At 71.9% G+C, this 25,509-nt stretch carries 20 protein-coding genes; 4 read left to right on the forward strand and 16 right to left on the reverse strand.

What is annotated here, in order from left to right; genetic code table 11:
* Nucleotides 1–31: 31 nt before the first annotated feature.
* The 5 genes from BJ993_RS04555 to pstC are packed head-to-tail and all read right to left on the reverse strand — an operon-like array spanning nt 32 to nt 7,413.
* Entirely contained in the window at nt 32–994 is a 963-nt protein-coding gene (locus BJ993_RS04555) for a sortase (RefSeq protein WP_179647894.1), read from the reverse strand.
* On the reverse strand, nt 991–3,570 hold the full coding sequence (locus BJ993_RS04560) for a hypothetical protein (RefSeq protein ID WP_179647895.1): 2,580 nt from the start codon (nt 3,568–3,570) through the stop codon (nt 991–993). Before BJ993_RS04560 ends, BJ993_RS04555 begins: the two co-directional genes overlap by 4 nt.
* Nucleotides 3,567–5,198, reverse strand: coding sequence for a phosphate ABC transporter substrate-binding protein PstS (locus BJ993_RS04565; protein ID WP_036551583.1), 1,632 nt, complete (start codon nt 5,196–5,198; stop codon nt 3,567–3,569). Before BJ993_RS04565 ends, BJ993_RS04560 begins: the two co-directional genes overlap by 4 nt.
* Nucleotides 5,198–6,403: a phosphate ABC transporter permease PstA gene (gene pstA, locus BJ993_RS04570; RefSeq protein ID WP_179647896.1), complete on the reverse strand. Its 1,206-nt coding sequence runs from the start codon at nt 6,401–6,403 to the stop codon at nt 5,198–5,200. Before pstA ends, BJ993_RS04565 begins: the two co-directional genes overlap by 1 nt.
* The gene (gene pstC / locus BJ993_RS04575) at nt 6,400–7,413 is read right to left on the reverse strand and encodes a phosphate ABC transporter permease subunit PstC (protein WP_179647897.1); all 1,014 of its coding nucleotides are present in this window, start codon (nt 7,411–7,413) and stop codon (nt 6,400–6,402) included. The genes pstA and pstC overlap by 4 nt, the downstream gene beginning before the upstream one ends.
* Before the next feature lie 211 nt (nt 7,414–7,624).
* On the opposite strand from pstC, the gene BJ993_RS04580 reads away from it, so the two are divergent.
* The gene (locus BJ993_RS04580) at nt 7,625–8,218 is read left to right on the forward strand and encodes a hypothetical protein (RefSeq protein ID WP_179647898.1); all 594 of its coding nucleotides are present in this window, start codon (nt 7,625–7,627) and stop codon (nt 8,216–8,218) included.
* Between the two features lie 226 nt (nt 8,219–8,444).
* On the opposite strand, the gene guaB is transcribed toward BJ993_RS04580, so the two are convergent.
* On the reverse strand, nt 8,445–9,944 hold the full coding sequence (gene guaB / locus BJ993_RS04585) for an IMP dehydrogenase (RefSeq protein ID WP_036551301.1): 1,500 nt from the start codon (nt 9,942–9,944) through the stop codon (nt 8,445–8,447).
* A 69-nt stretch (nt 9,945–10,013) separates the two neighbouring features.
* Here guaB and zwf point away from each other — a divergent pair, with 69 nt between their 5' ends.
* On the forward strand, nt 10,014–11,489 hold the full coding sequence (gene zwf / locus BJ993_RS04590; protein ID WP_179647899.1) for a glucose-6-phosphate dehydrogenase: 1,476 nt from the start codon (nt 10,014–10,016) through the stop codon (nt 11,487–11,489).
* Here zwf and BJ993_RS04595 read toward each other — a convergent pair.
* The 7 genes from BJ993_RS04595 to groES form a co-directional block, all read right to left on the reverse strand.
* Entirely contained in the window at nt 11,486–12,637 is a 1,152-nt protein-coding gene (locus BJ993_RS04595) for an MBL fold metallo-hydrolase (protein ID WP_179647900.1), read from the reverse strand. The two genes, zwf and BJ993_RS04595, sit on opposite strands and share 4 nt — an antisense overlap.
* A 55-nt stretch (nt 12,638–12,692) precedes the next feature.
* Nucleotides 12,693–13,700 carry a cytochrome d ubiquinol oxidase subunit II gene (locus tag BJ993_RS04600; RefSeq protein ID WP_179647901.1) on the reverse strand — a complete coding sequence of 336 codons (1,008 nt, stop codon included), beginning with the start codon at nt 13,698–13,700 and terminating at the stop codon, nt 12,693–12,695.
* A complete protein-coding gene (locus BJ993_RS04605; protein WP_308645475.1) occupies nt 13,697–15,157 on the reverse strand; it encodes a cytochrome ubiquinol oxidase subunit I in 1,461 nt (486 codons plus the stop codon). Before BJ993_RS04605 ends, BJ993_RS04600 begins: the two co-directional genes overlap by 4 nt.
* A 78-nt stretch (nt 15,158–15,235) precedes the next feature.
* Nucleotides 15,236–16,177 (reverse strand): hypothetical protein, encoded by a 942-nt coding sequence (locus tag BJ993_RS04610; protein ID WP_051933009.1) that lies wholly within the window; start codon nt 16,175–16,177, stop codon nt 15,236–15,238.
* 56 nt (nt 16,178–16,233) lie between these two features.
* Nucleotides 16,234–17,079, reverse strand: coding sequence for a GNAT family N-acetyltransferase (locus BJ993_RS04615; RefSeq protein WP_308645476.1), 846 nt, complete (start codon nt 17,077–17,079; stop codon nt 16,234–16,236).
* A gap of 306 nt (nt 17,080–17,385) precedes the next feature.
* Nucleotides 17,386–19,011, reverse strand: coding sequence for a chaperonin GroEL (gene groL, locus BJ993_RS04620; RefSeq protein ID WP_179647902.1), 1,626 nt, complete (start codon nt 19,009–19,011; stop codon nt 17,386–17,388).
* A gap of 107 nt (nt 19,012–19,118) precedes the next feature.
* Nucleotides 19,119–19,412, reverse strand: coding sequence for a co-chaperone GroES (gene groES, locus BJ993_RS04625; RefSeq protein ID WP_028653828.1), 294 nt, complete (start codon nt 19,410–19,412; stop codon nt 19,119–19,121).
* 227 nt (nt 19,413–19,639) lie between these two features.
* Here groES and BJ993_RS04630 point away from each other — a divergent pair, with 227 nt between their 5' ends.
* Nucleotides 19,640–21,811, forward strand: a complete 2,172-nt coding sequence (locus BJ993_RS04630) for an MMPL family transporter (protein ID WP_179647903.1) — start codon at nt 19,640–19,642, stop codon at nt 21,809–21,811.
* A gap of 23 nt (nt 21,812–21,834) precedes the next feature.
* The gene (locus BJ993_RS04635) at nt 21,835–23,010 is read left to right on the forward strand and encodes a class I SAM-dependent methyltransferase (protein WP_179647904.1); all 1,176 of its coding nucleotides are present in this window, start codon (nt 21,835–21,837) and stop codon (nt 23,008–23,010) included.
* Nucleotides 23,011–23,051: 41 nt separating this feature from the next.
* Here BJ993_RS04635 and BJ993_RS04640 read toward each other — a convergent pair whose 3' ends face one another.
* The 3 genes from BJ993_RS04640 to BJ993_RS04650 form a co-directional block, all read right to left on the reverse strand.
* Nucleotides 23,052–23,699, reverse strand: coding sequence for an MBL fold metallo-hydrolase (locus BJ993_RS04640; protein WP_179647905.1), 648 nt, complete (start codon nt 23,697–23,699; stop codon nt 23,052–23,054).
* Entirely contained in the window at nt 23,699–24,811 is a 1,113-nt protein-coding gene (locus tag BJ993_RS04645; RefSeq protein WP_179647906.1) for an S-(hydroxymethyl)mycothiol dehydrogenase, read from the reverse strand. Before BJ993_RS04645 ends, BJ993_RS04640 begins: the two co-directional genes overlap by 1 nt.
* A gap of 64 nt (nt 24,812–24,875) precedes the next feature.
* Nucleotides 24,876–25,454, reverse strand: a complete 579-nt coding sequence (locus BJ993_RS04650; RefSeq protein ID WP_179647907.1) for a hypothetical protein — start codon at nt 25,452–25,454, stop codon at nt 24,876–24,878.
* Between the last annotated feature and the right edge of the window lie 55 nt (nt 25,455–25,509).

Consider the following 25,509-nt stretch of genomic DNA (forward strand, 5'->3'; position numbering starts at 1 on the left):
TGGATGGAGGTGATGCAGTGGTGCAGGTCGGTCAGATCAGGTTCGGGAACAGCCGCATCGCGGCGTCCGTCGTGAACCACGCCAGGGCGATCGCGACCGGTGCGGCGACCACCCACACCAGGCCGACCGACCACCGGAGGCGCGCCGCGATGACCCCGAGCGTCAGCGCGATGAGCAGGGCCAGACCGAGGCAGACGCTGGGCAGCGACTCGACGCCGCGGGCCATCGCCTCCTCGGACGGGGGTACGGCGGGCGAGTAGCCGCCCGGGGACGGGAAGCCCTTCGGGGCCTCGGCGTCGACGTACAGCGCCTTGCCGGGACGGAAGCCGGCGAGGCGGCCCGACCCCTCGGCGGAGACGAGCGTGACGCGCGCGGCCCCCTCGGGGCGCGCCCGGTTCGGGTCGCCGGCCCGGCGTACCGCCACGACCCTGAGGTCCAGCTCGCCCTGGCCGGTGGTGACCTCGATCCGGTCACCCGCCTCGAGCTCGGACAGGTCGGCGAAGGGAGCGCCGTAGGTCGCGGCGCGGCCGAACACCAGTGAGGTGCCGACCTGGCCCGGCAGAACGCTGTCGCGCTTGTGTCCCGGTCCCGCGAACAGGTCTCCAGGCGCCGTGCCCTCGACGACGACCTCCTCGAGGTCGAGCCTGGGGATCCGCAGGAGCGCCACCGGCGCGCCCGGCTCGGCGGTGCCGTCGACGGGCGCCGTCGCCCCCGCGAGCTGGACGCGGAACTCCTCGAAGAGCAGGTCCTGCGCCCGCGCGTGGGACACCTGGGCGAGCACCAGCAGGTGCAGCACGGCCCACAGGCAGACCAGCGCGACCATCGTCGAGATGCTCGACACCAGCGCCGGCGTGCCCTGCAGGGGCTGGCGCGGTGGCCGCGGCGGGCGCTCGGCGCGACGCGCGGGCTGCGGACGGCGCGGTGGCGCCGCGCCCGGCGGGGCGTCGTGGGCCGGGGGCGCTGCCGCGGCGGGCGGGACGGTCGGCGCGGTCATGGCGTCCCCGCGCGGCGTCCGACGAGCTGCGAGACCACGGAGCTGGCGATGGCGAGGCCACCGACCAGGAGGAGGACCGGCAGCAGGACGTTGCCCAGCGACGACGTCGTCTCCTCCGTCGTGGCAGCCGTGGGCGTCGTCCCGTCCGCCGTGGTCGGGGTCGCGCCGGGACCCGCCTTCGACGGCGTTCCCGCCGGCGGCGCGGCGGCGTCACCCGAGGCCGGCGGCGCGGCGTCCGACGGCGGCGGCACCTCCTCCGGGGTCGTCGTACCGGCGCCCTTCTGCGCCTCGATCGCGCTGGCCGTCTGCTGCGCGGCGCGCCACAGGGGTGCGGTGACGCCGGTCTTGCGGATCGGGAGGTAGCCGCCCGGCAGGTCGCCGTTGCCGCGGCCGCGGACCTGTCCCTCGGAGGTTGCGATCCTGATGAAGGACGCGACCTGGCGGGCCTGCGGGCGGGCGAGGCTCTCGAGCTTCGCGGTCGTGTAGACGACCATCGTCCCCGGGTAGGCGTCGCCGGCGGCCGTGACCGCCTCCTGGGTCACGGTGAACGGGCGATGGGCCCCCGAGCGGCGCATCAGGCCGACGGCCGCGGACAGGCTCCGGTCGGTCGGCGCGACGTACCGGCCCTTGCTGGTCAGCAGCGCGGCCGACCGCATCCCGAACCGGTCGGCGTCGCCGAGGCTGACCAGGCCCACCATGAACCGCGTCCCGTAGTTCTGCCGGTCCTTGCGGCCCAGCTTGTACGTCGACGTGGCGGTGTCGTAGTCGCAGCGGGTCTGCACGTAGGGCCACGCGTCGATGAGCGCGTCGGCGATCGTGCGCAGCGTCGAGACCGGCGACGCCAGCTGGGTGAAGTACACCGTCGGGTTCTGCTTGAGGCACTCGTTCTGCGTCTCGGGGATGTAGCTGTCGAGCAGCGGCCACTCGTCGCGCGGCAGGTCGAGCGACCGGTACGCCGGGTTGACCTTCATCCCCCACGGGTCCGGCGTCCCGGCCACGAAGGCCATCGCGTCCGCGTCCTGGGCGATGTAGGACGTCAGCTGGCGGATCAGGTCGGAGGAGACCGAGAGCGAGAGCAGGGTCGCACCGGCCTCCTGGACGTTGCGGCTGAGGCCGGGGTTGAGCCTCACGAACTCGGGGTCGTCCATGATCGCCATCGGGTTGTCGCCGATGCCGGGGTGGCCGCGGCCGAGGTCGGACCCGAGATAGCTCTGGGTGAGCAGCTTCGCGAGGAGGCGGGGGTTGAGCCGCAGCCGGTCGTACTCGCCGCCGTTGTCGGGCCGGTCGATCGTGTAGCCGATGCTGAACCCGCTGATGGCGGTGGGCGCGTAGCCGACGGGGTCGGCGCCCGCCTGCTGGTGCTCGGAGGACACGAATGCGGCCGGTCCGGCGCCGTTCTCCATGTTCTCCCAGCCCGCGTTGTCGGGCATCTGGCTGAGCGCGAAGTTGAAGCGGTCGTCGCGCAGGCAGTAGGCCGGCGCCCACTGCAGCGCGGCCTGGGCCATCAGCTCGGAGCCGAAGAACTTCGTGGGCGCACGCGGGTCGAGCACGTCGCAGACGCCGGCCGGGAGGCCGAAGGTGACGGGGATGCTGAACCGGTTGCGCCAGTTGGACGCCGACCACCACAGCGACGGCGAGACCGCCTGGTCGACGCCCTCCTCCGCGAAGTTGCTGGAGCCGGCGGCGAAGCGGCCCGCCTTCCGGCAGGCCCGGTCGGTGGAGGTCATCGGCGAGGAGGGCCGGTCGCAGCTGATGCCCAGGATCGGGACCACGACGATCGAGCAGGCCACCTCGTGCGAGCAGCCGAGGGACTCGTTCTCGACGGAGGAGCGCACCTCGAACTGCACGGATCCCTTGCCGTCGAGGTCCGTGTACGCCGCCAGCTCCGAGGGCGGGAACGCCGCGTCCACGGCGGCCTCCGGCGGCATCCTGTCCGCGGCGCAGGCCGGGTAGGTCCGCCCGGCCTGCGAGACGAACTCGGTGAGGTGGGTGTTGGCGACCGTGGTGTCGAGCCCCGGGCAGTCGGCACCGGGGAACGGGTCCATCCCGGACACGGGCTGGCGGTCCGCCTCGTCGGCGTAGCGGTCGACGAGCCAGGTCGACTCGCTGCGCGAGCGCAGCCGCTGCGAGCGCTGGGCGACCGATGACGTCCAGCAGGTCTCGGGCCGGACCCGCTTCGCCAGGGGCAGGTCGGCGTCGTCGGTGCCGCGGCACTGCAGCACCATGACCGGGTACTCCTGCAGGAGCCCCTTCTCGCCGTACGGGTTGCTCGCCCGGCCACCGCTCGGCGCTGCCCCGGTCCAGCTGATCGCGACGCGCTCGCGACCGCGGAGGTCGGTCGTCCGGTCGGCCCTGACCGTCATCCGGTAGGACGTGGACAGGGTGGCGTCGACACCTCCGTCGGCGTCGAGGACCTCGCGGGTGACGGTGCGCGTGCGGGAGTAGCCGCCCTCGGCGGCGGGTGCTGCCGCGCCGGCGGCCTCCGTGGTTCCGCCCGCGGAGGGCGCACCCGGCAGCAGCCCGAGCCCGACCGCCCCGACGGCGAGCGCCAGGGCGAGCCGGCGGCGGGCGCTCATCGGCCCGCCCCTGCTGCGCGGCGCCGGCGCAGGACCGACACGAAGAGCCCGGGCAGCACGACCAGGCCGATCAGCTCGATGACCGCCAGCCAGCCGAAGGTGCGGCTGTCCGCGGGACGGTCCGAGACGAGCAGCGGGTTGGCGTAGACCTCGCCGCCGGCCGTCGACCCGCCGGTGCTGCCGGCGGCGACGACCTCCCCGGTCTCCGGGTCGACCACCGGCGGGGCGTCACCGCTCGCCGGGGCGTCACCGGAGCCACCGGCGCCACCCGTGCCGCCCGTGCCCCCGGTCCCACCGGCTCCGGGCTCGTCCGTGGACGGCGCCCCGGTGCCGGTGCCCGTGGTGCACGGGCCCTGGCCGTCCTTGTCGCACGCCGCCGGCTGTGGCGCCTTGTCGGCCAGCACGTTGTGGTTGAGGTTCTTGCCGTCGAAGGTCGGGTTGTTGCAGCTCTTCACGTCCCGGTTGGTCAGCACGACGGCGGGATCCGCCGCCTTCAGCTTCTTGACCTGCGTGAACCCGGCGGAGACGAGGTTGAGGGTCAACGGCGAGTAGCCGTAGTCGCCCGCGTCGCCCTGGCCCGCGCACAGCGAGTGGTAGAGGAAGTCGGCGAGCGTCTGGCGCTTCGCCGTGGTCATCCGCGGGTCGTCGGCACTGGTCGGGATGATCATGTACGAGTACGACGACAGCGGGTAGGCCCGCGGGTCCGGGTTGCGGTAGACCGCGTCCAGCACCTGCGTCAGCGTGGCCGGGTCGATCTTCGCCCTCGTCAGCGCGACCGCCACGTTGAAGGTCGTCGGCTCCACGTAGTAGCCCGCCTTGTTGCTGACCTTCACGACCGGGTAGCCGGCGTTCTTCGGATAGGCGTACTCGACGTACCCGATCGTGCCGTTGCCGGCGAAGCCCTTGATCGTGTTCATGACCTGGTCGGAGCCGGCCTGCGCGATCTGCCGGCCCTTCTTCGGGAAGTACGACGTCAGGCCGCTCTTGCCGAAGTAGGGGCGCCAGATCGAGGGGTACTCCGCGTCCATCCAGCGGGTGAACTGGGCCGTCGTGCCCGAGCCGTCCGAGCGCACCACGGGCGTGATCGGGATCTTCGGGAACTTGCGTCCGTTGTTGTCCCGCGTGATCTGCGCGTCGTCCCAGCTGGTGATCTGGTTGGTGAAGATCTTGGCGACCGTCTCCCCCGAGAGGCGGAGGTTGCGCACCTGCTGGGTGCCGATCTTGAGCTGGTAGGTGAACGAGGTGCCACCGGCCACGATCGGCAGGTAGGCGTAGTCGCGGTCGCTCTTGTCGGCCTGGCCGCTCTTCTCGTCGACGCCCTGGTAGGGGATCTCGGAGATCGCGTAGTCGACGGTGCCGTCGGCGAACGCCTTGCGGCCCGCGCTCGAGCCGACGCCGCTGTAGACGACCTTCATGCCCTTGCTGTCGACGTCGCCGATCCACTTGTCGACGATGAGCTTCGACCAGGTCGAGCCCTTCCCCTCGATGGTCGCGTACGCCGCCGCACGCGACGCGACGCCGTCGCGCGGCGTCTCCTCGGGGACGCTCGCCGCGGCCGTGCCGGCGAGGACGGACAGGAGTCCGAGGCCGGCGAGGATCGCGAGCGTCGTACTGCGGGCGCGGGACATCATGAGCTGCTCCGGGACGTGGGGATCTTGCGGACGGCGGTGCCGAGCGCGCGGACGAACGGTCGGACGAGGCCGCGCCGGTTGCCGCCGGCGGGTCGGGCGACAAGGCGGGCGATGACGAACAGCACGAGGACGAGGACCATCAGCACCGCGGCGGCACCGAACGCGCGGTCGATCAGCGCCGGCTCCCCGCTGCGGGCGCCGTTGTAGATGTAGAGCGGCAGCGAGTTCATGGCGCCCTCGAAGGGGTTGGTGACCAGGAAGTTGGCCGCCCCCGACGTGAGCAGGACGGGACTGGTCTCACCGATGCCGCGCGCGACGCCCAGGATCACCGCCGTCGCCAGGCCCGGTCGGGCGGTCGGCAGCACCACGTGCCACACGGTGCGCCAGCGGCTGGCGCCGAGCGCCAGGCTGGCCTCGCGCAGGGTGCCCGGCACGACGCGGAGCACGACGTCCGCGGCGCGGGCGATGATCGGCAGCATCATGACCGCGATCGCCATGCCGGCCGCGAACCCGGAGGGCGGGAAGCCGAGGGTCAGGATCAGCACGGCGTAGACGAACAGGCCGGCCACGATCGAGGGCAGCGCCGTCATCGCCTCGACGACGGTGCGGACCACGCGGGAGAACCGGCCGCCGACCTCGGTCATGAAGACGGCGGTGCCGATGCCGAGCGGCAGCGTGATGACCAGCGCGATCCCCAGCTGGATCAGGGACCCGGTGATCGCGTGCGCGACGCCACCGGCGTCGAAGGACGCCTTCGGGTCGACGCCCGCCATGTCGTCGAGGAAGAAGTTGGTGTGCAGCAGGGCCCGCCAGCCGCGGAGGAAGACGAAGGTGATGGTCGAGACGAGCGCCGCCCCGACGACGAGCGCGCCACCGGTGATCACCGCTCCCGCGACGCGGTCCTTCACCTCGACCCAGGTCCCCGTCATGGTCGTGAGCAGCGCGGTCATCGCGACGCCGCCCACGAAGAGGACGATGAGGAACCACGGCAGGCCGGCGAGCGGCAGGAAGCGCTGGGTGATCAGCCAGGCGATCGCGACCGCGGCCACCCAGGCGCCGACGCGCACGAACAGCTCGTCCGCGTTGGGCGCGCCGATCGCGAGGCGCGGCACCGGCGGCGGCGCGTCGTCGTCGCGGACCGGCAGGTGGGTGCGGGGCGTGGTGGTCGACCGCGGCGTGCTGGTCGTCGTACTCGTGCTCATGCGTCGGCGTCCGCCCCGGACCGGCTGCGGTTGACGATCATCGCGGCGCAGGTGTTGACGACCAGGGTCAGCACGAAGAGCACGAACCCGGCCGCCAGTAGGGCCGACAGCTGCGAGGGGCTCGCCTCGCTGAACTGGATTGCGATCAGGGAGCTCACCGAGATGGCGCCGACCTCGAGCACGTTCCACTTGATCTCGAAGGCGGGCGAGATGATCAGCGCGACCGCGATGGTCTCCCCGAGGGCGCGGCCCAGGCCGAGCATCGTGCCGCCGATGATGCCGCCGCGGCCGAAGGGCAGCACGACGGACGTGATGACGCCCCACTTCGTCGCGCCCAGCGCCAGCGCCGCCTCCCGCTCCCCCGGCGGGGTCTGCGAGAAGACCTGCCGCATGACGGCGCACGCCATCGGCAGCACCATCATCGCGACGGGCACGGAGGCGCAGAACGAGCTGGCGATGTAGCGGGTGGTGTCCCACACCGGGCTGTCCGGGTCGGTGTCGCGGATCTCGAAGAAGGGCACCCAGCCGAAGTGGCGCTGCAGCCAGTACGACAGCTCCGCGACGTGCGGCATCATCAGGAAGAAGCCCCACAGGCCGTAGACGATCGACGGCACCGCCGCCATCAGGTCGACGAGGGACACCAGGAAGGGCTTGACCCGCGCCGGCGCGTACTCCGTGATGAACAACGCGGTCAGCAGGGCCAGCGGGAACGCGAAGACCATCGCCAGCAGGGCGATCGAGACCGTGCCCACGACGACGCCCGCGATGCCGAGCAGGTCGACCTCGGGCTCCCAGCGCGCGGTGGTGAGGAAGTCGATGCCGTAGTGGCGCAACGTCGGCACGGTCTGCACCGCGAGGAAGACGCCGACGCCGCCGGTGATGACGAGCACGGACGCGCCGATGACGCGGAAGACGTTGACGAAGACGGCGTCTCCGCCGGACGGCCTGCGCGAGATCCGGCGGGGCTCGGCTTCAGGCGCGCCCGGGTCCGAAAGGGGCAGGCTGGTCACTCATCGTCCTCGGTCGTGGCCCACCCGAGAAGGCCGGTCACACGGCGCGCGGGACCGCGCGACGAGAGGAACGGTGACGGCAGTGCGCGTCCGGACGGTGCGAGTCAGGTGAACGACGGCGGAACGCCAGCCCCGCTGCGGTTGAAATACCGCGGCCGGGATCCACCGGCCGGGTGTTTGCCCCGGACGCCAGGCGGAGCGACCGACCTTCGTGTCACGAACCCGCCGCCTGCCCGGCCTGGTCTGCGCCGCCGTCGGCGCCCTCCTTGCCGCGTGCGACGACGGGACGGTGGGCGGGAGCGCGGAGGAGCTCCCCTACGACCCCGGGTCGCACACGGGGACCGAACGCTCGTCCTTCAGCGAGCCCGCGGTCGTCGCCCACGTCGACGACGAGCAGCTCGGCAGCCTCGAGGTGACGCCGACATCGGCGGAGGAAGGCTCGATCGACGACTTCGACAGCGTGCGCGACGACCACGCCGATGCGGCCACCCTCGCCGCCTCCCGCGTGTATTACGTGCGCTTCCGGATCGAGTACGTCGATGGCGTGGCCGCCACCTTCGTGGCTCCCGGCTTCGGACTCGCGTCGGGGAGCACCGACCTCCCCGAACTCCACCCGACGACGTCCGGCGGTCCGTGCACGACGCCCGAGGTCACCGAGCCCTTCGGCCGGGGCTCACGCCTCGAGGGCTGCGTCCCGATCTTCCTGCCTGCCGACTCCGCGGAGCCCGACACCTTGACCTGGAGCGACTCGTTCGAGGGCGTGGTCGAGGTCCTCGCGCGTTGGCCGCTGCCCGGGACCGACTGACCGCGGGCCGAGCGGAGCGAGCGCCCGTGCGGTGAGCACGACGGACGAGGCGCTCGCGCCCGTTACCTGCAGTGTCGGCTTGCCGCCAGGCGGAGGCGGGACCTACGCAAGGCAACCGCGGCGCGGCAGCGCGGCGCCCGCGGCACAGCCGCGTCGTGCGAAGCCCGCGGGCCGAGCGGAGCGAGCGCCCGTGCGGCGAGCACGACGGGCGAGGCGCTCGCGCCATCTAACGGTGGTAGTTGGGGGCCTCGACGGTCATCTCGATGTCGTGCGGGTGGCTCTCCTTGAGCGAGGCCGAGGTGATCCGGATGAACCGGCCCTTGTCCTGCAGCTCGGGGATGGTCCGCGCGCCGACGTAGAACATCGACTGCGACAGGCCGCCGAGCAGCTGGTGGGCGACGCCGGCGAGCGGGCCCTTGTAGGCGACCCGGCCCTCGATGCCCTCGGGGACGATCTTGTCGTCGCTGGTGACCTCGGCCTGGAAGTAGCGGTCCTTGGAGTAGGACTTCTTGCCGCGCGAGGACATCGCGCCGAGCGATCCCATGCCGCGGTAGGCCTTGTACTGCTTGCCCTGGTGGAAGACCACCTCGCCCGGCGACTCCTCGCAGCCGGCGAGCATGGAGCCGATCATGACGGACTCGGCGCCGGCGACGATCGCCTTGGCGATGTCGCCGGACTGCTGCAGGCCGCCGTCGGCGATGACCGGCACGCCCGCGGGCTTCGCGGCGAGGGACGCCTCGTAGACCGCGGTCACCTGGGGTACGCCGCAGCCGGTGACGACGCGCGTCGTACAGATGGAGCCCGGGCCGAAGCCGACCTTGACCGCGTCGGCGCCGGCGTCGACGAAGGCCTGGGCGCCCTCGCGGGTGGCGACGTTGCCGCCGATCACCTGGACGTGCTTCGTGGCGGGGTCGGACTTGAGCCGGCGGACCATGTCGAGCAGCAGGGTGACGTGGCCGTGCGCGGTGTCGGCGACGAGCACGTCGACGCCGGCCTCGATCAGGCCGGTGGCCCGCTCCCAGGCGTCGCCGAAGTAGCCGATCGCGGCGCCGACCATCAGGCGGCCGTCGCCGTCCTTGGAGGCCAGCGGGAACTGCTCGGACTTCACGAAGTCCTTGACCGTGATCAGGCCGCCGAGGCGGCCCTCGGCGTCGACCAGCGGGAGGCGCTCACGCTTGTGCTTGCGCAGCAGCGCGGTCGCCTCGTCACGGCTGATGCCGACGCCACCGGTGACCAGCGGCATGGGGGTCATCACCTCGTCGACCTTGGTGGTCGCCCACTCCGCGACGGGCGTGAAGCGCAGGTCGCGGTTGGTGCAGATGCCGAGGAGGCGGTTGTCGGCGTCGACCACGGGGAGGCCGGAGACGCGGTACTCGCCGCAGATCCGGTCGAGGTCCTCGAGCGTCGCGTCGGGGCCGATGGTGACCGGGTTGGAGATGATCCCGGTCTGGGTCCGCTTGACGAGGTCGACCTGGTAGGCCTGCTCCTCCGCGGACAGGTTGCGGTGCAGGATGCCGATGCCGCCCTGGCGGGCCATCGCGATCGCCATCCGCGACTCGGTCACGGTGTCCATCGCGGCGCTGATCAGCGGCGACCTCAGCGAGATCTCACGCGTCAACCGCGAGGTGGTGTCGATGTCGTCCGGCGCCAGGTCGCTATGACCCGGGAGCAGGAGGACGTCGTCGTAGGTGAGACCGAGCGCTGCGAACTTGTCAGGGACCTCCACCACACCATCGTAGTGCGTGATCCGGCTCACCCCCTTGGCCGGTGCCCACTTGTCCGGGAGGCTGGGGCCGTGAGCAACGAGCTTCCCCCACACGTCCTCGTCCTCTTCGGCGCGACCGGCGACCTCGCCGCCCGCAAGCTCTTCCCCGGCCTCTACCGGCTGGCTGCCGCGGGACGGCTGCCGGAGCACTTCGCGGTGATCGGCAGTGGGCGCCACTCCCCCGGCTCCGACGACGAGTTCCGGGGCCAGGTCCGGGCCGCGCTGGACGAGTTCGTCGGCGACGTGGACGCCGAGGTGGCCGACCGGCTGCTCGAGCGGACCACCTTCGTGACCTCCTCCGCCGACGACGGCAGCGCGCTGGCCCAGGCGGTCCGCGACGCGGAGGACCGGCTGCTCGACGAGGGCCACTGCCTGCTCGGCGACGTGCGGCGGCTGCTCTACCTCTCGGTCCCGCCCGGCGCAGTCAAGGGCATGGTCGGGATGCTCGACCGCGAGGACCTCGTCGCCCGCTCGCGCCTCGTCGCCGAGAAGCCCTTCGGCACGGACCTCGCGACCGCCCGCGAGCTGCACGCGGTCCTGTGCTCGGCGTTCGCCGAGGACCAGGTGTTCCGGATCGACCACTTCCTCGGCAAGGAGGCGGTGCAGAACATCCTCGCCCTCCGCTTCGCCAACGGCCTGTTCGAGCCCGCGTGGAACCGCCACTCGATCGAGTCGGTGCAGATCGACGTGCCCGAGAAGCTCACGGTCGAGGGCCGCGGCAGCTTCTACGAGGGCACCGGCTGCCTCAAGGACATGGTGACCACCCACCTCGCGCAGCTGCTCGGGTTCGTCGCGCTCGAGGACCCGCACGCGTTCCGTGCGTCGGCGATCCGGGCGGCGAAGGCGGCGACCTTCTCCGCCGTACGGCCCATCGACCCCGAGCGCGTCGTCTTCGGCCAGTACGACGGCTACCGGGAGGAGCCCGACGTCGCGTCCGACTCCGAGGTGGAGACCTTCGTCGCGGCCGAGGTCTGGATCGACAACGACCGCTGGCGCGACGTGCCCTTCTACCTGCGCACCGGCAAGGCGATGGCCGACGGGCGGCGCACGATCACCGTCCGGTTCCGCGACCCGCGCCACCGCTGGCTCAAGCCGGAGGGCGGCGGCAACCCCGAGCCCAACGAGCTGGTCATCGAGCTCGCCGACCAGCCGCGGATCGCGATCGACGTGCGGGCCAAGCGCCCGGGTCCGGACATGGCGCTGGTCGAGGGCGTCTTCCGGCTCGACCTCGTCGGCGACGCGCCGGGCTCCGACCCGCTCGAGGCCTACGAGCGGCTGCTGCTCGACGTGATGCGCGGCGACCGGACCCTCTTCATCAGCTCCGAGGAGGTCGACCGGCTCTGGGAGATCTTCCAGCCGGTGCTGGACCGCCGCCCGCGGACGCAGCCCTACGAGCAGGGGACGTGGGGCCCGGCCGCCGCGCTCGACCTGCCGATCGGCGGCTGGCGGCTCGGCAACCACCCGCCGGACCCGAGCCTGGGTCACGCCCCGGCGCACCAGGGCTAGCGCGGCAGCGGAATCCGCATCAGGTCCTCGCCGACCACGACCCGGCCGCCGAAGCCCTGCTGTGCGCGCCTGCGCCAGCGGCCGGTGCTGACGATGGAGTGGGCCGCAGGGACGAGGTGGCTCAGGACCAGCGTGTCGACGCCGGCGGCCTCGGCGACCGCACCGACGTCGGCCACCGAGGTGTGCGACTGCTTGAGGTGGTCGAGCGCGGCGGGCGGCAGCTCGCCCAGCGCCTCGAGGTCGATCGCCTCGTGCACGAGGATGTCCGCGCCCCGCGCGAGCGTGACGATGTTCGGAGTCAGCGAGGTGTCACCGGAGAACACGACCGACCCGTGGTCGGTGTCGAAGCGGTAGGCGTAGCTCGGGAAGGCCGGGCCGTGCGGCACCAGGACGGCGGTGACCCGCACCCGGTCGTCCTCCATCACCAGGAACGGGTCCATCGGCGGCGCCGTGTCGCCCAGCACGTCCGCGGGGACCTCGCTCGGGACCTGGAGCTCGTGGACGTCGATCAGGTCCCTCGGGTCGGGGCTCCCCGAGTCCCGGATGAAGAGGTTCGAGCTGTAGGCGTAGGCCGCGACCAGGTGCTCCGTCATGGCGGCGAGGCCCGGCGTCGGGTCCTCGGGCGCGACGGTCGGGACGTCGCCGCCCTTGAACGGCGGTCGCAGCGCGCCGGCCGGACCCGGGCCGTACACACCCACCCGCTGCGTCAGCGCATCGTTGTCGTCGGTGAGGCCCCAACCCGCGAGCAGGAAGACGTTGTAGTAGTCGGCGACGTGGTCGGCGTGCAGGTGCGTGATGAACACGGAGTCGAGGTCGGCGTACCGCAGGCCCACGTTGTAGTAGTTCGTCACCGAGCTCCGACCACAGTCGATGAGGTAGTTGCGCCCCTCGATGTGCAGTGCGCTGGCGATCCCCGCCCGATCGGGCTCGGGCGGCGGACCGGCGGCAGTGCCGAGGATGACGAGCTCGGCCGCGCCGAAGCGCTTCGGGGGCGTGATCGGACGGCCCTTGGCGGACGCGCTCGGCGCCAGCACCGCCGCGCCGAGGCCGACGGTTCCCACGGCTCCACCCCGGAGCAGGCTCCTGCGGCGTACGCCGGCCTCGGGGGCGGTGGGCAGGTCGTCCGGCTTCCCAGTGGTCTGGCACATGCCGGGCATATTAGTTCGGACCCGAACGATCTGTCGATGGGTTCGGCTCCGGATGTCAGTGGTCGGGACGGGTCCACTCCTCCGACTGCGTGAGCCGGAAGAGATAGGCCAGCGGCGGTACGACGACCAGGACGGCCAGCCCGACCGCGACGAGCAGTCCCTGCAGGGTCGCCGTGGCACCGGCCGCGTCGGTGATCGTCACCTCGTCGACGAGCAGCCACGGGTACTGCCCGACGCCCCAGCCCGACACGACTGACGCGACCGCGAGGACCGCGGTGATCCGGGCCACCGCGTAGCGGCGGCGCCAGAGCAGGTACATCGTGGCCACGCCGGCGATCGCTGCGAGCACGACGAGCGGTGCGGCGCGGCCCTCGAGCCCGTCGGCCAGCGTGGGCGCGTCGTGCTCGATCGGCACCAGCGCGGCGAAGACCAGGGCACCGGTGACCAGGCCGACGAGGAGGGCCCGCACCCGGATCTCCCCCGCCAGGCGGTGGTTGCCGCTGCGCTCGGCGTCGGCCACGAGGAAGGTCCCGGCGAGGAAGGCGCAGGTGCCGACGGCGATCAGGCCGCCGAACAGCGACGTCGGGTTCACCCACGACGACCAGCGGTCACCCGCACCGTCCATCGGCACCCGGCCCGAGACGATCGCCCCCGCGACGGTGCCCAGGAAGAACGGGGTGATGATGCTGGAGGCGGCGAAGACGACCCCGAACAGCCGGGCCTGGCCGAGCGTCTCGGCGTACTTGCGGAAGGCGAAGCTGGCGCCGCGCAGCACGATGCCCAGCAGGGCCAGCAGGAGCGGCAGCACCAGCGTCGACATCGCGGCGGCGAAGGACTCGGGGAAGCCGGTCCACCAGATGACCAGCACGTAGATCAGCCAGACGTGGTTGGCCTCCCAGACCGGGCCGATGCTGTGGTCGACGAGCGTGCGCAGCTCCGCGCCGCGGCGACTGCTGCCCGCGGTCAGGTCGAAGAAGCCCGAGCCGAAGTCGGCACCGCCCAGCACGGCGTAGGCGACGACCCCGACGAAGAGTGCGGCGGCGACCGCGACCTCGATGCTCATCGGCGCTCCCCCTCGCCCGGAGTGGCGGTGGCCGGCGCGTAGGGGCTCGGCAGGTCCACCGCGCCCTCCCGCCAGCGCCGGGCCATCGACCGGAGTACGACGACCGCGCCCACGGTCATGCCGGTGTAGACCACCGTGCTGATGCCGAGCAGCCACCACAGGCTGGCGGTGTAGTCGCCGACCGCGTCGGTGGTGCGCATGACGTCATACACGATCCAGGGCTGGCGGCCGACCTCGGTCGCGATCCAGCCCGCCTCGAGCGCGACCACCGCGAGCGGGCCGGCGACCGCGGCGAAGCGCAGGAACCACCGCTTCTCGAGCAGGTCGCGGCCCCGCCGGCGCTGCACCCAGAAGAACGCGACGACGGCCGCGAGGAGGGTGCCGATGCCGACCATCGTCTGGAAGGCCAGGTGGGTCATGTTGACCGGCGGGTGGTCCTCCTCGGGGATCGTGTCGAGGCCGGACACCGGCTTGTCGGGCGAGTTCATCGCGATCAGGGAGCCCAGGTAGGGGATGTCGATCGAGCCCTTCACCTCGCCGTCGACCAGCACTCCCCCGAGCCGCAGCGGCGACGGGCTCTCGGTGGTCTCGGCGAGCTCGAACGCCGCCAGCTTCGCCGGCTGGCGCTCGTCGAGGCCGAAGCCGAGCACGTGCCCGACGAACGGCTGGGTGACGGCCGCGACCGAGGCGAACACGAACGGCACCATGAAGCCCAGCCGGTGGTGGGCGTCGCGGCGGCCGCGGAGCATGCCGACGGCGTACACGCCGGCGACGGAGAAGCCGGCCAGCATGTAGGCGCCGACCCACATGTGCGCGAACTGCAGGAAGGCGTGGCCGTTGAAGAGCACCTTCCACGGCTCGACGTCGGTCACCTCGCCGTCGACGATCCGGAAGCCGGTCGGCACGTTCATCCAGGCGTTGACCGCGAGCACGCAGTAGGCGCCGATGATCCCGGTGACCGCCATCGGCAGCACCATCAGCACGTGCCGCTTCGGGGGCATCCGGTTCCAGCCGTAGAGGTAGATGCCGAGGAAGATCGCCTCGAGGAAGAACGCGAGCCCCTCGAATGCGAAGGGCAGGCCGAGCACGTCGCCGTACGTCCCCATCAGGCCGGGCCACAGCACGCCCATCTCGAAGCTGAGGACCGTGCCGGAGACGGCGCCGATCGCGAAGAGCACCGCCGACACCTTCGCCCAGCGCTGCGCCAGGCCGAGGGCGACCGGGTCGTCCTTGCGGATGCCGCGCAGGTGCATCACGAAGATCATCGCGGGGAACGCGACGCCGAAGCAGGCCAGGATGATGTGCCAGCCGAGCGAGAGCGCCATCTGCTCGCGGGCCGGGAGCAGGCCGGCGGGCTCGGCCTCGGCGGCGATCCGGCCGGCGACCTGGCTGGCGACCTGGCTGGCGACCTGGCTGGCGTGGGCGAGGGTGGCGGTGACGACGTCGGGGGTCAGCACGTCCCCGACGCTACCGCTTGTGAATGTGTTCACAAAGCCTCCGGGGGTGAGACCATCCTCACCCCCGGAGACCCGGGACTACTCGGAGCCGTCGTCCTTCCGCGCCTCGTCGAGCACGTCGTTCAGCTCGTCGAGGGCGTCGCCGCTCGGGGCGTTCGCCACGCCGGTCCAGTCCGGCGAGGGCAGGACCTGCTCGGTGACCTCGCCCTGCTGGACCCGGCGGATCGCGTCGACGATCTCGTCGATGTTGTTGGGCACCGCGCGCTGGCACGCCTTCAGCTCCGACTCGAGCTTCAGCGTCAGGCGCGGCTTGCCGTCCGCGACCGCCTCGGCCGTCGTACCGCTGGTGACGGCACTCTTCGAGAGGTCCGGGACGTTCGCGCAGACGTGGTAGACCTCGCCGCCGCCGGCCCAGTAGACCTTGTCCTCGCCGAGCAGCTGGACGACGGCCTGCTTCTCCGCGGTGTACTTCTCGATCGACGGCGGGTCGTAGTTCACGCCGAGCGCCACCGCGACGAGCGCGAGGACGACGCCGACGCCGCCGGCCCAGCCCTTCTGCTGCTTCGACATGTCCTTGTTGAGGAAGATCAGCACGATGATCGGCACGAAGGCGATCAGCGGGATGATCGCGCCGAGCTGGCTCTTGAGGAAGAACGAGATGCCGTTGGCGCTCGACGGCGGGTCGAGCTCCTGCGCCTTCTTCCACAGCTGCGAGCCGATGATGGTCAGGATCGCCATCACGACGAGCAGGCCGATAAGCGTCACGAAGGCCCAGGTCGGGAACTTCTCGTCGGCGACGAGGACGCCCCGGTCGTCGACCGAGGTGCTGGCCTCGAGGATCCCCTTGTTCAGGAGCAGCCCGAAGATGCCACCCAGCTCGGCCGCGATCGACAGCGCCCAGAGGACGAGGGCGATGATGCGGTAGGTCTTGGCCTTCGACTTCGCCTCGGGCGTGGCATGCCACGTCCGGTCGTCGGCGCCGTCCGAGCCGGCAGCCTTCTTGCTCGCATTGCGAACCATGGTGTTCTCCCCCGGGATTCTGGATCAGGTGGCAGAACCCTAGGGCCTTTCGTCGCCTACGCGCGCAGGTCGGTGATCGCGATCCGCACCGTGAGCGTGTCGCCGGCCATCCGGATCCGGCCGCGCATGCCCGCCGCGAGCACCATCGGCAGCACCGCCTTGGTGTCCGACGGCGCGGTCAGCACGATCTCGTCGGCGCCGGCGCCGCGGGCGGCGCGGGCGACGTCGGCGAGCAGGCGGGTGCCGACGCCGCGTCGGTGCCAGGCCGGGTCGACCCAGAGGTCCACGGGCCACGGCTCGCCGCCGGCAGGGGTGTACTCCGCGCGGCCGGCGACCTTGCCGCCGGCGAGCGCCGACACGACGGCTCCCGTGGTCACGAACTCCGGGTCGCCCGCGCCCGGCTGCTGCGGCGAGGGGGGTGCCTGCGCGTCGAGGACCTCGCCGACGAGCTCGGCGAGGGCCGCCGCGCGCTGCCGCTCGGTGGTCGTGAACGGCGTGTCACGGCGGATCTGGATGGTCGCGGAGCCGCCGACGGTCATCTCGAGGACGTCGACGTGGGCGGTGCTCGGCGCCACCTCTGCGTCGAACAGGTGCGCCGCGACGTCCGGGAAGGTCGCCGGCTGGGCGACGATCGACCGCACCGCCTGGACGTAGCGGGTCGGCTGGTCCTCCAGCGCCGCCGTCGTGACCGGTACGGCGGACACCGTCTCGCCGCCCGCACCGTCGACCAGCTCGCGGAGCTGGTCCTGGGTCCAGTCGTGAGGGACCTGCAGCACCAGCTCGTCGGTGACCGTCGCCTCGCCGGGGAAGACCTGCACGGTCTGGATGTTCACGCCCGCGCGGCCGCACGCCGCCGCGAGCTCGGCGAGCGCTCCCGGTCGGTCGGGCAGTCCGGCGCGCACTCTCCACAACATGTGCCCACTATGCCGGAGGGATGTGACCGGATGCGATCACGAAGATTTCTTGGGAGGACATCGCGAAGCCCTGCTCCGCGTGCGAATCTGGCCCCGAGCCCGAGGACGAGGACGCCGTCCGGGTGATCATGCTCGCCGCCCCGGCCGTCCAGGCCGGCCTGATGACGCCCGAGCTGCGCCCGATGCGGGTCAGCTTCCTGCGCGGCCGGGACTGAGCCCCGGCCGCGAAAAGCGGACCGGCCCGCCGTACCGGAGCGGTACGACGGGCCGGGCTGCTGCTGCGGAGCGCAGGTCTCAGTGACCGTGCCCGTGGCCGTGACCGTGGCCGGCGTCGGCCTCGGCCTCGTCCTCGGGCTTGTCGACGACGAGCACCTCGGTGGTGAGGAGCATGCCGGCGACCGACACCGCGTTGGCGAGCGCCGACCGGGTCACCTTGACCGGGTCGATGACGCCCTGGGCGACGAGGTCGCCGTACTCGCCGGTGGCGGCGTTGTAGCCGTTGCCGACACCGAGCTCGCGCACCTTGTTGGTGACGACGTAGCCGTTCGCGCCGCCGTTCTCGGCGATCCAGCGCAGCGGCTCGTCGACGGCCTTGCGGACGATCCGCACGCCGACGGCCTCGTCGCCGCTCAGGCCGAGGTCACCCTCGAGGGCCGCGGCCGCGTGGACGATGGCCGAGCCGCCGCCGGGCACGATGCCCTCCTCGATCGCGGCGCGCGTCGCGGAGACGGCGTCCTCGATGCGGTGCTTCTTCTCCTTGAGCTCGACCTCGGTGTGCGCGCCGACCTTGATCACCACGACGCCGCCGGAGAGCTTCGCGAGCCGCTCCTGGAGCTTCTCGGTGTCCCAGTCGGAGTCGGACGCCTCGATCTCCTTCTTGATCTGCTCGACGCGACCCGCGACCTGGGTCTCGTCGCCGGCGCCGTCGACGATCGTCGTGTTGTCCTTCGTGACGACGATGCGGCGGGCCTGGCCGAGCTCCTCGAGGCCGATCTGGTCGAGCTTGAGGCCGACCTCCGGCGAGATGACCGTGCCACCAGTGAGGATCGCGATGTCCTGCAGGATCGCCTTGCGGCGGTCGCCGAAGCCGGGGGCCTTGCCCGCGACGGCGGTGAACGTGCCGCGGATCTTGTTGACGACCAGGGTGGAGAGCGCCTCGCCCTCGACGTCCTCGGCGAGGATGAAGAGCGGCTTGCCGGTCTGGATGACCTTCTCCAGCAGCGGCAGGAGCTCCGCGATCGCCGAGATCTTGCCCTGGTTGATCAGGATGTACGGGTCGTCGAGGACGGCCTCCTGGCGCTCCGCGTCGGTGACGAAGTACGCCGAGTTGAAGCCCTTGTCGAACTGCATGCCCTCGGTGAACTCGAGCTCGGTCGAGGGGGTGTTGGACTCCTCGACCGTGATCACGCCGTCCTTGCCGACCTTGCTGAAGGCCTCGGCGAGCAGCTCGCCGATGTGGCCGTCACGCGAGGAGACCGTCGCCACCGAGGCGATGTCCTTCTCGTCGTCGACCTCACGGGCGGCGTCGCGCAGGGCGTCGCCGAGGGCAGCCGCCGCGGCGTCCATGCCCCGCTTGAGGCCCATCGGGTTCACGCCGGCCGCGACGGCGCGCAGGCCCTCGTGGACGAGCGCCTGCGCCAGCACGGTCGCGGTCGTCGTACCGTCACCGGCGACGTCGTTGGTCTTGGTCGCGACCTCCTTGGTGAGCTGGGCACCGAGGTTCTCGAACGGGTCGTCCAGCTCGACCTCACGGGCGACGGTCACGCCGTCGTTGGTGATGGTCGGCGCGCCCCACTTCTTGTCGAGGACGACATAGCGACCCTTGGGGCCGAGGGTCACCTTGACGGTGTTGGCGAGCTTGTCGACGCCGCGCTCGAGCGCGCGACGGGCATGCTCGTCGAACTCCAGGATCTTGGGCACTGTGTTGCTCCTTGGTGTGGAAAGGCGAAACCGCCCGCGACGTCATGCGACGTGGTCGCCGGGGCGACCGATGCGCATGACGTCCCGGGCGGTTCGAGACTCGAAGGTCAGGCGAGGACCGCGAGGACGTCGCGGGCCGAGAGGATGAGGTACTCCTGGCCGGCGTACTTGACCTCGGTGCCGCCGTACTTGCTGTAGATGACCTTGTCACCCACGGCGACGTCGAGCGGGACGCGGTTGCCGTTGTCGTCGATACGACCGGGGCCGATCGCGAGGACCTCGCCCTCCTGCGGCTTCTCCTTGGCCGTGTCGGGGATGACCAGACCGGAGGCGGTGGTCTGCTCGGCCTCGAGGGGCTTGACGACGATCCGGTCCTCGAGCGGCTTGATGTTGACCGACACGATGTCGACCTCCACTTTCTAGGCTGATGCGGTGAGTACTTCTGTTCGTGGTCCGGTCGCGAGCACCTGGGCACTCTGACCGGCGTTGGCACACTCGGACCGAGAGTGCCAGTGACGAAACTAGCACTCACCGCAAGCGAGTGCCAGAGCCACCCGTCCCCAGGATCTGGAGAGTCCCTACCAAAGTCGGTTGACCCCGCTCCGCCCGACACGGAAGCGTTGGCGCCATGTTCGCTGCGCTCGGCCGCTTCGTGACCCGTTTCCGCTGGTACGTCATCGGGGCGTGGCTGCTCCTGGCGGTGCTCGTCACCGCGACGGCACCCGCCCTGGAGTCCACCCAGGACAACTCGGAGTTCCTGCCCGACCACTACGAGTCGATCCAGGCGCTCCAGCTCCAGGAGGACAAGTTCTCCGACGCCTTCTCACCGGGCGCGATCCTCGTGATCGAGCGCGACGGGGGCGGCAAGCTGACCGCAGCCGACCAGGCCGAGGTCGCGACGATCGCCGAGGAGCTCGCGCCCGAGCTCGGCAGGAAGACCTTCCAGCAGCTGGTCATCGCGCAGGGCGAGGACGGCAGGCCCAACCTCTCGGCCGACGGCACCGTGATGTTCGCGGTCATCCCGCTGGCCGACGGCGCGACCGGCTACGACACGCAGGCGATCGACGACGCGAAGGACCTTCGCGCCGACATCAAGGAGCTGACGAAGGACTCCGACCTCGACGTCCGCGCCACCGGCGCGGTGCCGCAGAGCCTCGACTCCCAGGAGTCCAGCGAGGACACGCTGCTGATCGTCGGCATCGCCACGATCGTGCTCATCGTCGGGCTGCTCGCGCTGATCTTCCGCAGCGTGCTGATCTGCGTGCTGCCCGTCGTGGTCGTCGGCATCGTCTCGACGATCGCCACCGGCGCCATCGCCTGGGCCAACGACGTCTTCGACCTCAAGGCGGACGCCTCGGTCCAGCAGATCCTCGTCGTCGTCCTGTACGGCGTCGGCACCGACTACATCCTGTTCTTCCTGTTCCGGCACCGCGAGCGGCTGCGCCAGGGCGCGAGCGTGCGGGACTCGGTCGTCCACAGCCTCGACCGCGCGGGCGAGGCGATCGCCTCCGCGGGCGGCGCGGTGATCGTGGCCTTCATGGCGCTCATCCTCAGCTCGCTCAGCATCTTCCGCGCGATCGGCCCGGCCCTCGCGATCGCGGTCTTCGTGACCCTGCTGGCCGCGCTGACACTGGTCCCGGCCGCGGTCTCGCTGTTGGGCAAGGCGCTCTTCTGGCCCTCGAAGTCGTGGCAGAAGGAGCCGAAGCACGGCACCTTCATCAAGCTGGGCAAGGCCGTCGGCCAGCGTCCGGGCATCACCGCGCTCGTGTCCGGCGGCGCGATGACGGTGCTGGCGATCTTCGCGCTCAGCTTCAACCCGTCCTTCGACTTCAACTCGAGCCTGCCCGAGGGCGTCGAGTCCACGGAGGCGCTGGAGACCTTCCAGGAGCACTTCTCCGCGGGCGCGGCCGAGCCCGTCCCCGTGCTCGTCGACGCCGAGGGCGCCGACGTGACCGACGACCAGCTCGCTGCGTTCGGCAAGGCCCTCGGCGAGGCCGAGGGCGTGGACAGCGTCGCCGGTCCGGTGCCCTCGAAGGACCGCACCGCCTTCCAGTTCTACCTGACCCTGTCCGACGACCCCGTCTCCGACGCTGCCCAGGACAACGTCGCCGGACCGATCCGCGACGCGGCGCACCAGGCGGCGCCCGACGGCACCGAGGCGTACGTCGGCGGTACGCCCGGCATCTTCGCCGACATGTCGAAGGCGATGGCCCGTGACTACAAGGTCGTCTTCCCGGTGGCCGCAGCCGTGATCCTGCTGATCCTCGCGCTGCTGCTGCGCAGCCTGGTCGCACCGTGGTTCCTGATGGCCGCCGTCGGGCTCGGCTTCGCGGCCACGCTCGGCATCACCGTGATCGCCTTCCAGAACATCGGCGGCGAGGCCGGCCTGATCTTCATGCTGCCGATCTACATCTACCTGTTCGTGACGGCGCTGGGCACGGACTACAACATCCTGATGATCGCCCGGCTCCGCGAGGAGGCCCGCGAGGGACGCGACCCGCACAGCGCGGCCGCCCAGGCCGTCACGCACGCCGGCCCGACCATCGCCGCAGCCGGCGTCATCCTGGCCGGCACCTTCGCCTCGCTGATGCTCGGCGGCAACACCCTGATCGTGTCGATGGGCTTCGCGCTGGCGGTCGGCATCCTGATCGTGTCGTTCGTGATGTCGATGTTCTTCACGCCGGCGCTGACCTCGCTGCTCGGCCACGCTGCCTGGTGGCCGGGCCACGGCGACGAGGCGAAGGACGGGGACAACGCCGGCCACGCCGACGACACCGACGGGGTCGTCCTCACCAAGTGACGCCTGCCTGACAGGATCGGGGGGTGGACCTCGCGACCTTCCAGTGGCTGCTGACCGATGACGGGCAGGCGCTGCTGGCCGAGGCCACCGCCCTGGTCGCCGGCGGCGCGACACCGCTCGCGGCCGGCTCCGCCCTCCGTCGTACGACGACGGGCGAGCGAGCCGCCGCCGCGCTCTCGCAGGTGGAGCTCCGGGAGCGGGCCGCGGCGAAGTTCGGCGAGTCCGCCGCCCGGATGTACTTCACCCCCGACGCGCTCGAGCAGGCCACCCGGCAACGGGTGGCGGCCCACCGCGCGGGCCGGGCCGCCGCCTTCGGCGCGCAGACGCTGGTCGACCTCGGCTGCGGCATCGGCGGCGACCTCGTCGCGGCGGCACGGGCCGGCATCATCTGCGCCGGCGTGGACCTCGACCCCGTGCGGGTCGCGATCGCCGCGGCGAACCTCGCGGCGCTCGACCTGCCGGGTGCGGTCCAGGTCGCCGACGCGACGACGGTCGACCACACCGGCTTCGACCTCGCCTTCGCCGACCCGGCGCGGCGCTCGGGTGCCGGCCGCACCTTCCGCGTGGAGGACTGGACGCCGCCGTGGACCTGGGTGGAGGGCCTGCTCCGGCGCAGCGCCTGCGTCAAGGTGGCGCCCGGCATCCCGCACGACCTGGTGCCCGCCGGCGTCGAGGCCGAGTGGGTCAGCGACGACGGCGAGGTGAAGGAGGCGGCGCTCTGGTCCGGCCTGACCGCCACCGTCGCCCGCCGCGCGACGGTCATCGGCGACGGCGGGCTCGCGACCATCACCGACGAGGAGGACCCGGGAGCGGCGGAGGTCGGCACCCGCGAGGTCGGCGGCTACCTCTACGAGCCCGACGGGGCGGTGATCCGAGCCGGACTGGTGACCGCGGTCGCGGCCGGCGTCCACGGTGGCCTGGTCGACCCGAGGATCGCCTATGTCACCGGTGACGAGGCGTTCCGCAGCCCGTTCGCCCGCGGCTACCGCGTCCTCGAGCAGCTCCCCTACCGCGAGAAGCAGCTCAAGGCCGCCCTGCGCGAGCGTGGCGTCGGTCGGATCACCATCAAGAAGCGCGGCGTCGACGTCGTGCCCGAGCAGCTGCGCAAGCGGCTCGCCCTGACCGGGGACGCCGAGGCGACGGTCGTGCTCACCCGCGTCGCCGGCGAGGGCACCGCCCTGCTGGTGGAGCCCTTCTGACCATCGGGCCGGGCACGCCGCTGGACGCCGGACGCCGGGAGTCAGCGGCCGAGGGCGGCCGCCTCCGCACCGATCGTGGTGTCCTCGCCGTGCCCGGTGTGGACGACGGTGTCGTCCGGGAGCGAGAAGAGCGTCGCTCGGATCGACGCCTCGAGGGTCGGCCGGTCGCTGTACGACCGCCCGGTCGCGCCGGGGCCGCCGTGGAAGAGCGTGTCGCCGGTGAAGACGCAGCCGAGGTCGGCGGCGTACAGGCACACGGCGCCGGGCGCGTGTCCGGGCGTGTGCAGGACCCGCAGCGTGGTCCCCGCGACCGGGATCTCCAGGCCGTCGGCGAGGTCGACGTCCCAGAGGTAGCCGTCGGCGTCGTCCGGCCCGCCGTGGACGAGCTCCCAGAGCGGGCGGTCGTCGGGGTGCAGCAGGACCGGCGCCCCCGACCCGCCGTTGACCCGTTCGCGCAGGGCCGGTGCGACGCGGACGTGGTCGTCGTGGGCGTGGGTGCACACGATCGCCACGACCCGCCTCTCCCCCACCACCGCGAGGATGTCGTCGACGGAGTGCGGCGCGTCGACCACGACGCACTCGTCGTCGTCACCGACCACCCAGATGTTGTTGTCGACGTCGAAGGTCTCGCCGTCGAGGGAGAAGGTGCCGCTCGTGACGGCGTGGTCGACCCTGGGTGCGCCGCCCATCAGAGCACCACCACGGACCGGAGTACGTCGCCGTGGTGCATCCGCTCGAAGGCCGCCTCGACGTCGCCGAGGCCGACCTCCTCGGTGACGAAGGCGTCGAGGTCGAGCCGGCCCTGGCGGTAGAGGTCGACCAGCATCGGGAAGTCGCGCGAGGGCAGGCAGTCGCCGTACCAGCTGGACTTGAGGGCACCGCCGCGGCCGAAGACGTCGATGAGGGGGAGGTCCGGCACCTTCATGTCGGGTGTCGGCACGCCGACGAGGACCACCGTTCCGGCGAGGTCGCGGGCGTAGAACGCCTGCTTCCACGTCTCCGGGCGGCCCACGGCCTCGACCACCACGTCGGCGCCCTCGGCACCGTCGTAGGTCGCCGCGCAGATCCGCTTGATCTCCTCCGCCGGGTCCAGCGCTGACGAGTCGACCGTGTGCGTCGCGCCCATCTCCTTCGCCTTGGCGAGCTTCTTGGCGTCGATGTCGACCGCGATGATGGGGTTCGCGCCCGCGAGCGCGGCGCCCGCGATCGCGGCCACCCCGACGCCGCCGCAGCCGATGACGGCGATCGAGCGGCCGCGGGTGATGCCGCCCGTGTTGATCGCGGCGCCGATGCCGGCCATCACGCCACACCCCAGCAGGCCGACCGCCGCCGGACGGGCGTCCGGGTCGACCTTCGTGCACTGCCCGGCCGCGACGAGGGTCTTCTCCGCGAACGCGCCGATGCCCAGCGCCGGGGAGAGCTCCGTCCCGGCGTCCGGCCCGTCGGCCAGGGTCATCCGCTGCTTCGCGTTGTGGGTGTTGAAGCAGTAGTGCAGGTCTCCGCGCCTGCAGGCCCGGCACTCGCCGCAGACCGCGCGCCAGTTGAGGACGACGAAGTCGCCGGGAGCGACTCCGGTGACGTCCGGACCCACAGCCTCGACGATGCCGGACGCCTCGTGGCCCAGCAGGAACGGGAAGTCGTCGTTGATCCCGCCCTCCCGGTAGTGCAGGTCGGTGTGGCACACCCCGCAGGTCAGCACCTTCACGACCGCCTCGCCCGGCCCCGGGTCCGGCACGTTGATCGTGGCGATCTCCACGGGCGCACCCTTGGTGCGGGCGATGACGGCGCGGACCTGCTGCATGGCGACTCCTTGCACGGTGACGGGGGTGTCCCCCGAACCTAGCGAGCCGGAGGTTGGCCGCCGGTCACTTCCACTCGACGCTGGCGAGGATCGACTCGATCCACGCCTCGCCCTCGGCGTCCTTGCGCGGGAACACGAAGTCGATCGTCATGACGAGACCCTGGTGGATCGCGACGATGCCGTAGTAGTAGCCACGGTCGTCGACACCGCTCAGCACGGCGGTCTCGACACCGGCGATGTCGCGGTCCTCGGCCCGCGCGATCTCGGGACGCGGCCCCTGCACGGTCGGCAGGACGGCAGCGACCGCGGTGTCCAGGTCGTCGGCCTTGCCGAGGCCGTGACTCAGGTGGACCTCGTAGGAGTTGCGCGCGTCGATGTCGAGATGTCCGGACAGGCCGCCGCGCCCCTCGGCCCAGGGCTGGCCGGCCGGGAGGTGGAGGGAGGCGAGCTCGCTGCTCAGGACCTTGCCGGTGGCCGCCTCCGGGCCCTCGGTCTGCTCCGCGGAGGGGCTGCCCGTGCCTCCCGACGGATCGCCGGCGCTCGACGACCCGTCCGTGGGGCTCGCGCCCGGGTCGTCGTCGGTCGAGCACCCGCCGAGCACCACGGCGAGCGCCAGCGCCGCCCACATCTGTCGAGAACGCACCCGAGACCCCTCTCCTGATCGGACCGGTGCAGCCTAACCGTTGCCTCCGTCGCCG

It is taken from the genome of Nocardioides aromaticivorans (genome assembly GCF_013408525.1).
GTDB classification, from domain to species: Bacteria; Actinomycetota; Actinomycetes; order Propionibacteriales; family Nocardioidaceae; genus Nocardioides; species Nocardioides aromaticivorans.